This window comes from Megasphaera sp. DJF_B143 (genome assembly GCF_900320625.1).
GTDB classification, from domain to species: domain Bacteria; phylum Bacillota; class Negativicutes; order Veillonellales; family Megasphaeraceae; genus Megasphaera; species Megasphaera hexanoica.
In genome coordinates, this window is the sequence record NZ_ONTA01000089.1 from 1 (window position 1) to 9,353 (window position 9,353).

General features: G+C 48.6%; 9 protein-coding genes and 1 pseudogene. All 10 read right to left on the reverse strand.

Going from position 1 to position 9,353, the window contains the following annotated elements:
* The coding region (locus DBO31_RS02485; RefSeq protein ID WP_150824358.1) for an adenine deaminase C-terminal domain-containing protein at positions 1-1,523 on the reverse strand (1,523 nt) is incomplete at its 3' end.
* 11 nt (positions 1,524-1,534) lie between these two features.
* Positions 1,535-2,872 carry an NCS2 family permease gene (locus tag DBO31_RS02490; RefSeq protein WP_059076195.1) on the reverse strand — a complete coding sequence of 446 codons (1,338 nt, stop codon included), beginning with the start codon at positions 2,870-2,872 and terminating at the stop codon, positions 1,535-1,537.
* Positions 2,873-2,930: 58 nt separating this feature from the next.
* Positions 2,931-3,947, reverse strand: a complete 1,017-nt coding sequence (gene add / locus DBO31_RS02495; RefSeq protein WP_150824359.1) for an adenosine deaminase — start codon at positions 3,945-3,947, stop codon at positions 2,931-2,933.
* 273 nt (positions 3,948-4,220) lie between these two features.
* A complete protein-coding gene (gene eis / locus DBO31_RS02500) occupies positions 4,221-5,384 on the reverse strand; it encodes an enhanced intracellular survival protein Eis (protein WP_150824360.1) in 1,164 nt (387 codons plus the stop codon).
* 57 nt (positions 5,385-5,441) lie between these two features.
* Complete coding sequence (locus tag DBO31_RS02505; protein ID WP_083237080.1) at positions 5,442-6,353, reverse strand: phosphatidylglycerol lysyltransferase domain-containing protein; 912 nt, start codon at positions 6,351-6,353, stop codon at positions 5,442-5,444.
* A 43-nt stretch (positions 6,354-6,396) separates the two neighbouring features.
* Positions 6,397-7,026 (reverse strand): DNA-3-methyladenine glycosylase, encoded by a 630-nt coding sequence (locus DBO31_RS02510; protein ID WP_234995359.1) that lies wholly within the window; start codon positions 7,024-7,026, stop codon positions 6,397-6,399.
* Positions 7,027-7,803, reverse strand: coding sequence for an IclR family transcriptional regulator (locus DBO31_RS02515; protein WP_083237081.1), 777 nt, complete (start codon positions 7,801-7,803; stop codon positions 7,027-7,029). It lies immediately after the preceding gene.
* Between the two features lie 19 nt (positions 7,804-7,822).
* Positions 7,823-8,962, reverse strand: a complete 1,140-nt coding sequence (locus DBO31_RS02520) for an efflux RND transporter periplasmic adaptor subunit (protein ID WP_234995360.1) — start codon at positions 8,960-8,962, stop codon at positions 7,823-7,825.
* A 19-nt stretch (positions 8,963-8,981) separates the two neighbouring features.
* Positions 8,982-9,227, reverse strand: coding sequence for a pro-sigmaK processing inhibitor BofA family protein (locus tag DBO31_RS02525; RefSeq protein WP_059076199.1), 246 nt, complete (start codon positions 9,225-9,227; stop codon positions 8,982-8,984).
* Between the two features lie 7 nt (positions 9,228-9,234).
* Positions 9,235-9,353: pseudogene (locus DBO31_RS02530) on the reverse strand (recombination protein RecR); the annotation flags it as partial.

Consider the following 9,353-nt stretch of genomic DNA (forward strand, 5'->3'; position numbering starts at 1 on the left):
ATGACGACGACCTGTCCCCCGCCTTGTTCGATCAGTGTATTGGCAGCCAGTGCCATATCATCATAATTGGCACCAGCGACGACGAGGTTATTATCGTCAGGAGCCGCCGTCGTGGCAATAGCACCTTTCTTAAATGACCATCCGGAAATGAAACCCTTGGACATGTTACCATTTATGCCATAACGTTCAATGACCGATACGAGGGCCACGTCTTTTTCGGCACTGGCACGGACGATACCTCCGCGGACATCCAGTTCGACGTCACGGCGTCTGCGCATGAACGGCCCGATACTGTTGATCGTTTCTACGACAGCCTTTCCTTCATCCATATCTACATGATAGGCAAAATCATCTGCCGTCAGCGGTGCATGCTGTACGGTGTGCAACAGGGAATCATCCCGTCTGGGTACAGTATACTCGAATTTATTTTCTCCCTTTTCTGTCACCAGTATCCCCTTACTGATGACTGTCTGTACACGGAAAGTCCCCGGCTGATCGACGAGAAGGATATCCGCATCCTTGCCTGGTGCAATAGAACCGACACGGTCGTCGATTTCATAAGCTTCTGCCGCATTAATTGTCGCCATCTGGATGGCCGTCATCGGTTCGATTCCCGCAGCGATGGCCAGATGTACCATGTGGTCGATATGACCTTCTTTGAGAATGCCCCGGGCGTTTACATCATCAGAACAAAAGCTGGTATGACGGGCTATGCCCGGTGCGCCTTCGGTAATAGCGCGGACATTTTCTTTAAGGAATTTCGTGACTGCTGATTCCCGGATAATCGTGTGCATCCCTTTGCGGGCTTTTTCCAGGAATTCCTGGTGGTCATAACTTTCGTGATCGACACGGACACCACTCATGAGATATTCGTTGAGAGCCTTGCCCGTAGCCAGGGGACTGCAGCCAAAAATAGGCCGATGATATTTTCTGGCCAGGACGAGTGCTTCCATCGTATCCGGATCCTTAGTCTGGACAGCTTCACGTACCAGTTCCCATATACCATAACAGCGAGGATCCTGATGATATTTTGCATGATCTTTAGCTGTCACATTATATGCAATGGTCGAAACGGGAATCGTATACGGTGTCTTATAAGGCAGTGCCCAGAATACTTTCATAGGAGATGCATCGACTTCCTTGAAAATGGCTTCCAGCCCATCGACGCCGATGACGGAAATATATTCATCGAGACCACTGACAATACTGGTCGTACCGTGGGGAACGACGGCCTGAGCAAAACGTGTCATGCTCATTTTGCTGCATTCTACATGGATATGGCAGTCAATAAGTCCCGGAGCCAGATAGGTTCCTGTCGCGTCTATTTTTTGCGTATGTTCATCGATATAGTCAGAAATATCACTTTCAACGGCGACGATTTTCCCTTTATAGACAGCCACGTCTGCCTTATAGTATTCACCCGTATTGACATTGATCAGCGTACCGCCGATAACAGCCATATCGGCTTTAATCCGGGCTGCACCAGCATCGATATAATCAGATAACAGTTCTTTCGTAAGCATGTATAATCTCCTTAAAATTTAAGAATAGTCAGCGTATACAACAGAATGAGGAAGAGAACAAACATGACCCAGATGAGTGGATTGAGTTCTCTGCGCCGTCCGGCAATAGTCATCAGGATCGGATAAAACAGGAACCCGAAGGCGATGCCATACGAAATATTAAATGTCAGTGGCATGCCGATGATGACCATGAAAGCCGGGAAGGCGACTTCAAACTGATTCCAGTGGATTTCCTTAAGAGACGATGTCATGAGAACGCCGACGATAATCAGGGCCGGAGCCGTAACCTGAGCCGTAACGACGGCCAGAAGAGGTGAAAAAATCATACTAAAGGCGAAGAGAATCGCTACGACAACGGCTGTCAGGCCTGTACGGGCACCGACAGCTATGCCGGCCGAAGATTCGACATAAGCTGCCGTAGGAGTCGTTCCCATAACAGCACCACCGAGCATGGACAGAGAATCTGCCATGAGAGCCCGCCCGATGCGGGGCATTTTGCCATTATGCATAATTCCGGCCTGTTGTGCCAGTCCGATGAGCGTGCCAGCCGTATCGAAAAAGGCCACCAGGAAAAAGATGATCACTACAGCCCACATCTGAGGATCTGTAAGAATAGACGCCATATTCGTCACGCCTACACCGAACGTCGGATCCAGACTCGGCGCCATGGAAATAATGCTTTCCGGAGGCGGTATTATCTGTGTCACCAGTCCCATGACAGCCGTCAGGACGATACCGTAAAAGATGGATCCAGGCACTTTCTTTGCCATTAGGATAGCCGTTACGAAAACACCAAAGATAGTAAGCCAGGTCGTCGGAACTTTAAACGACCCGATTGCTACCAGAGAAGAGGGATCGCCAATGACGATACCTCCTCCCTGCAATCCCACGAAGGAAATGAAAATGCCGATACCAGCAGCCATAGCATATTTCAAATCCTGAGGAATCGCATCGATGATGATTTCCCGGATCTTAAAAAAGGAAACGAGCGTAAACAAAATGGACGCGATGAAAACACCGCCCATGGCCTGTTGCCAGGGAATACCCATGGCAAGGACGACCGAATAAGTAAAGAAGGCGTTGTCACCCAGACCTGGGGCGATAGCAATCGGATAATTAGCCAAAAAACCCATGAGCAGGCAGCCCATGATAGCTGATAAGGCCGTAGCCGTAAAAACAGCACCGGCATCCATACCCGCATCTCCCAGGATAATCGGATTGACAAAGAGAATATACGCCATGGAGACAAATGTCGTCAGACCTGCCAGACATTCCCTCTTTACTGTTGTATTGTTTTCAGATAAATGAAAGACTTTATCCAAAATTCCCATAGATTGGTTGCTAGACATAAAAATAAGTACCCCTCATTATATAAATAAATAGACACGCTGTTGCACTGCGATTTTCTTAATGGGTTCTTGCATATTCTTCCAGTTCGGCAATATAAATAGCCTTTTGTTCTTTACTGATCCAGGATGTTTCAAAGGAATTCCGCGCCAGCATCACTACTTGTTCTTTCGTCAGGTTGAAAGCATCTGCCAGGGCATAGTAATTATCACTGATATATCCGCCGAAATACGCAGGATCATCGGAGTGTGCCGAGATCTTGACGCCCTTATCGAGCAATTCCAGTACTTCCGGTCCCTTCATTTCAGGCCGTACGAACGTATTGGACAGCGGGCATGTCGTAAAGCCGATATGATGATTGGCTGCGTAGGCAACCAGATCAGGATCTTCAACGATATTGGTGCCATGATCTATCCGTTCGACGCCGATAACTTCCAGCAGTTCACGGATGTGTTCAATAGAATCTTTCTGGTCGATATCTGCATGTGCCGTAAGATGCAGGCCATACTGTTCAGCCTGGGTAAATTGATTGAAAAATTTCATGGGCGGATTATTGTGTTCGTCTGAATCGAGGCCGACACCAATGAACTTATCGCAGTACGGAAGGGATTCTTCCAGCGTTTTGCGGGCCGATTCACGGGACATATCCCGTAAGAAACACATAATCAGTCTGGCATCGATATTGAGTGCCCGGGCATCGACAGTAGCCCGGTATAAACCGTTGATGAAGGTTTCAAAAGCGATACCACGGCTCGTGTGTGCCTGGGGATCAAAGAAAATTTCAGCATGACGGACATTATTTTCTGCGGCATGATGAATATATTCCATGGCCAAATCATAGAAATCATCTTCTGTCTGCAATACATTCATGGCAGGATAATATACAGCCAGGAATGAAGCCAGGTCGTCATACTGATATGATGCCCGTACTTCTTCGATCGTAGTCTGACCGATATCTACATGATTTTTCTGAGCCAGTTTTAATTTTAATTCTGGTTCCAGAGTACCTTCGATGTGCAAATGTAATTCTGCTTTCGGCATGCCTACGATAAATTCTTTCGTGACTTCTGTAGCCATAGATAGACCTCCTGTTATCATAAAAACAAAAAAATGATACATCCATGCTTTTGTAATACACATAGACATATGATGAATAACCAACAAAAAAAATAGGCTGCCGCACGCTATCAGCGTACAACAGCCATTCCTTTTTCCCGGACTCCAGCGCCACTGGAGTCTTTATTATGTAACTCATCACGGATTTATTATACCCATCCGATTTATAAAAGTCAATTACTATTCCTGCATATCTGCTCATCACCACTGTCCTGCAGGAGAACAAGCCTGTAATCAATACCATTCATTGATATAGCATTTTTCTTTTGGGAACAAGGTCTGCAATATTTCCAGTGCCCGATCTGTTCCCTGTATTTTTTCGTTGAAAACGAGATCATCGACGTCCATCGCCCCAAATACGAGGAGAGCCAGGGTGCCAATAGGCATGACAGCATCGGTCATTTCTCCATCAGGCCGTTTTTCTACGCTGGCTGTGCCATCCTGCACCGTCAGGCGCCATGTCCCTGTATTCCAATCGGCCAGAGGGTCATCTGTCCGGAATGTCAGACTTCCTTCCGCCCGGTATGGCAGTTCTTCCAGCGCTCCTTTGACATCGACAATACGGCCGGTCATGAAGGGCATCGTTTCATGGCCCTGTTTGCCATCGGGATAGAAGCGGTATGATTGGTCGTGGATTCCTTCATTCCACTGGAATGTATCGCCCTGTGAGCGGTGGTTATAGATATAATTCAGAAGTCCCTTCTTGCCCCTGGCTGTAGCATACACGAATTCCCCGCTTACGATAGTCGGTTCACCGAGCTGATAAAAGAGATATCCGACCGGCCGGTCACCATCGAGGCAGACGGCGATATTGCCTTCCGCCAGCTGGGCGCTGATATGGCTGCGCCAGCTCTGTTCATCCCGGACGGCATAACCGGAAAGATTGCGCGTATAGGCATCGTATACCGGCGCCAGATAAGTCCATTCATCCGGGCTGGTAATAAATCCATAGTGGAGCGTCCGGTCCGTAAGAGGGCGCAGAGCATCGAGAGGAAGCGTTTCTTTCCACTGATGACAGTATAATTCATAACCGTAGGGCTGATAGAAACCGGCCTTGCTGGGCATGAGGATATTGACATAATGACCGCGCCGTTTCATTTCTTCCAGAGCTGCCGTAAGTAGTTTGCCACCGACACCGCCGCGCCGGGCTGCCGGATGCGTTGCCAATCCGACAATATAGGATGTCTGCACTTGTCTGCCCCGGAGATTCAGTGTATAGGGATTGAGATGGGTCAGACAGGCCATCTGATCACCCTGAAACCCCATGAGAACCTGTTCCGGTTTATAGAAATTTTTAAAATACCACTGGAAAAACGGATCTTCCCGATGTTCAAAACAGTAATCCCATAGACTTTCCACCAGCCCTCTGTCCTGTTCGCCAGCTAAACGGAAATTCATAGAAACCTCCCCTTTCTCTATAAGAAAGAGGCTGTCATGCAGGGACAGCCTCCGTTTTTATTTTTTCAATGTCACGTCAAATTTTTCTACATAATGGTGCGGGTTGTATGATTCCTTGGAATGACGCAGACCGGGTATACCCATATCTTCTTCCCGGTTGATATAAGTCGTGTGAGGCCAGGCATGAACGACAAATTCATGATTAATGACCTGATACAGGCCACGGATATTGGGATCGCTCTTTTCAAAATGGATGATTGCCGTATCATCATTGAGCATTTCACCAATGGAAAAAGCGACGATCTTATTATACATGCGGATGGCGCCGCCCGTCGGCTGAAGGATTTCCCAGTTATTGAATACTTCTTCGATGGCGTGGCGTTCACCCAGAAGTTCTTCATCGTCATCCTGTTCTTCATGCTGGTCATACCATGTCTTTTCCGCTTCCATACATTCATCAAAAATTTCTTCTGTAATAGGCACGTATTCCCAGTTTCCGATGTACTGATTGCGGAAATGATTGAGGTTATTCTTTTTCTGACGGAATTTCTTTCCTGATAAGTTGATGAGGTCCTGTGTGAGATACACGTATTCGTAGTTATCCCGGTCCGGCGTAAATTCATAACAGTCTTCACAGAGTGTCCGGATCCGTTCGGCAGCTGCCGGCGTTACCCCTTTCATGAGGAAAGGATAGCCATGTTCATCAAACCATTCGTGCATCCGTTGTACGCCCTTTAAAAAGCTGCCGTCTTTTTTGGCAAATGGCGGAATCCAGAACTGCTTTTTGCCACGGCCGGAACGGATATACATGACATCGTCTTCTTCAGCCCACTGGATTTCATAGGGCTTCTGCCAGGCAAACAGCGTCATGAATGTTGCATCAGCCTGTTCATACCGCTTCTGCTGAAAATAATCATCTATAATCGGTTTATCTTCCAGACGGATTTCTCTAAATTCAATAATAATAATCTCCCCCTAAGTATATGAACGCCGATCCTCAAGTACCATCGATTCATGGCCGGGATACGAATTTACTATTTTCAATATAATAACGCCAGGGAAAAGTCTTCCCTTTTTCGGCATAGTCTACATGAATGCGCGCAGAACATGCTATCTGCAGTGGTTGGCGCATAACCGGCTCAGCAATGTACAATTCATCACCACAGAGATCCAGTTGATTCTGTGATTTTGTGATTTCCATGGCCTGACAGAGTTTTCCCGGTCCGTTGGTCAGATGATACGGACCCCGGGTACGGTTATCCATGTTACGGTTGCGGAACATATCATCCAGACCGGAAAGAGGTTCTACAGCCCGGATGAGGACGGCTTCCCCACTGCCGGCACGACCGGTCACAACATTCATACAGTAATACATGCCATAAATCTGATAGACATAGCTGCAGCCTCCGGATTGGAACATCGGCTCTGTCCGGGCCGTCCTGCCGTGGTAACTGTGGGCCGCATCATCAGGCCAGCCATGATATGTTCCTCCATAAGCCTCGGTCTCGACGATACGGCCGGCATAGACTGTATTCTCTGTAACGTGTACCAGAACAGCCCCCAGAAGATGCCGGGCAACCTGACAGACATCTTCTTCATACCATTTTTCCGGCCACTTCGATTCTATCATTCCGCTATTCATTTATCTATCCTTATCTTTGTCTTTGCGATAACCCAGTGAATAGGATATTTCATAGGCATACTGGCTCATGGTAAAGAGCATCTTCTGCCGGATAGAATCATAAAACCGCATGCTCGGACCGGCTATGGTCAGTGAAGCGATGACTTGTTCCTCAAAATTGAAAATCGGAACGGAAAGAGCAAACAGACCGTGTTCGCTTTCATCCTGGGTAATGGCATAACCATTGTGCCGGATAGAGGCAAACTCACTTTCCGACAAATTGCCATACTGGACGATGACCCGGTTCCGTTCGGCCTTGCTAGCCCAGGCCAGAAGCACTTTGCCGGCAGCACCTTTATAGATAGGCAGCGATTCGCCCATGGGAATAACGCGGCGCAACGAATGGGTGCTTTCTACATGATCCAGGCAGATACGACTGTCTCCTTCGGCCACATAAATACTGGCCGTTTCATTGAAAATCTGCTGCAGCCGCCGCAGATACGGTTTAGCCAAGGTCACGACGTTTTCTGTCCAATGGGAGGAATATCCCAGAGCCAGTGCTTTCGGACCCAGCCGGTACTGTTTGGATGCTTCGTTGCGCGTCAGATACTGACGACGTTCCAGTGTATTGACGATGCGGAAAGCCGTCGAAGTATTGAGGTCAGTCCGGGCCGCTATTTCTTTCAAAGTCAGACCGGTATTGCATTCGACAAAAATATCGAGGACATCGAGACTTTTTTCCAATGATTTGAGCAGACTATTTTGCCGCCCTCTTTTACCTGTGTCTTCTATATTCATGGAATCGCCTGCTTTCTTCCTACGTATTGACTTTCATACCGATTTCCAGTGAATCGGGCGGATCAATGACTACCTTTTCTCCTTCACTAAGGCCGTTCAGGATGACTACCCGTCCGGCTTCTTCATCCCCCGTCAGGACAGACCTGGCATCGGCCAGCCCCTTGTCATTAACGATATAGACAAAATCTCCACTGTCTTTCGTCTTGACAGCTGTTTTGGGTACGGTAATCTGGGATACTTCCTGTGGTGTCGAAAGGCGGACATGATAAAATTCGCCGGGCACGAACAGATTCTTGTCGTTATTAAATGTAATCTTGGCCATATAGGAGCCCGTTGCCGGATCCTTCACTTCAGAAAGATAGGTCAGCTCCCCTGTTTCCGACTCGCCAGACGGAGCAATGATAGATACCTTGATGGTGCCATTACTCTTGGCAGTCTGCAGTGCCTCTATATAATCTTCCGGTACGGCAAACGTCGCTACCAACGGCGTCATCTGCTGAATCGTGGCCAGGACATTGCCGGCAACGGCAACAGACGGATTATCGGCTACAGAGGTGACACGCCCGTCAATAGGCGAATAAATCGTAGCGTTGCTCAGCATTTCCCTGGCCGATTGGACAGCCTGCTGCAGCTGGGCAATGCGCCCCGAATCGACAGCCGGCGCGGCTTCCTGAACAGGAGCAGACTGAACTGGAGGAGCCGTACGGGCCATCATCTGGTTGTATTCGACTTTGGAAATAGCTCCTTCATTATACCAGACATCGAGCTTCGCCCGCTGGCCACTGTCACCACCACTGCTGGCAGCCGGAGCCTGATATACCGGAGCCGCTGCGGCAGCAGAAGACGCTGCTACCAGCTGTGCTTCGGCATCACTGACGCTCTGTTGGTATGGAGCCGAATCGACCTGTACGACTACTTCGCCGGCTTTGACTTCCTGTCCTACCGTAAGGGGCGTCGAGACGAGTTTGCCCGAAAGCTTAGGCACTACATTGGTCATGTGCAGGGCCGTAATATTTGCATCAAGTGTCAGGGCCACAGGATGGTCCGATTTCGTTACACTTTCCGTTTTCGTAGTCACGCTGTTGCCACAACCAGAAAGGATTGCGGCAGCGAAGACGGCAGCAAGGGCTGCTGCTGCCCATTTTTTGATTCGCACCATATTTCCTTCTTTCGGAATTTCAGAAAAACGTATAGAACAACGTAAGAACAGCTACGGCGGGCAGGCCGAAAATACCGACCAGAATTCCCGTTATGAGAGTAATAGGCACATGAGCCAAGCCCAGGAGATAGCCGAAATGGTTGACCCCATATAAGAGCAGCAATCCGATAACGACGTTTCCCAGAAGATGGCGAAGCGGTGCCAGAATCAGTTTATGCACCAGCACGAGAATGACGATACCGATGCCAATGCCGTAGAAATCCATAAAGTCCTCACATTTCCTGCCGATTAGCTACGGCACCGGCCAGAGTAGCCTCATCAGCATATTCAATATCTCCGCCCATGGGAAGGCCCCGGGCAATACGGGTAACCCGGATGCCTGCCGTCTTCA

What these genes read in the sequence shown, in the direction of transcription:
- DBO31_RS02490 (WP_059076195.1), bottom strand. Translation starts at nt 2,872, where the DNA reads ATGTCTAGCAACCAATCTATGGGAATTTTGGATAAAGTCTTTCATTTA.
- add (WP_150824359.1), bottom strand. Translation starts at nt 3,947, where the DNA reads ATGGCTACAGAAGTCACGAAAGAATTTATCGTAGGCATGCCGAAAGCA.
- eis (WP_150824360.1), bottom strand. Translation starts at nt 5,384, where the DNA reads ATGAATTTCCGTTTAGCTGGCGAACAGGACAGAGGGCTGGTGGAAAGT.
- DBO31_RS02510 (WP_234995359.1), bottom strand. Translation starts at nt 7,026, where the DNA reads ATGAATAGCGGAATGATAGAATCGAAGTGGCCGGAAAAATGGTATGAA.
- DBO31_RS02515 (WP_083237081.1), bottom strand. Translation starts at nt 7,803, where the DNA reads ATGAATATAGAAGACACAGGTAAAAGAGGGCGGCAAAATAGTCTGCTC.
- DBO31_RS02520 (WP_234995360.1), bottom strand. Translation starts at nt 8,962, where the DNA reads ATGGTGCGAATCAAAAAATGGGCAGCAGCAGCCCTTGCTGCCGTCTTC.
- DBO31_RS02525 (WP_059076199.1), bottom strand. Translation starts at nt 9,227, where the DNA reads ATGGATTTCTACGGCATTGGCATCGGTATCGTCATTCTCGTGCTGGTG.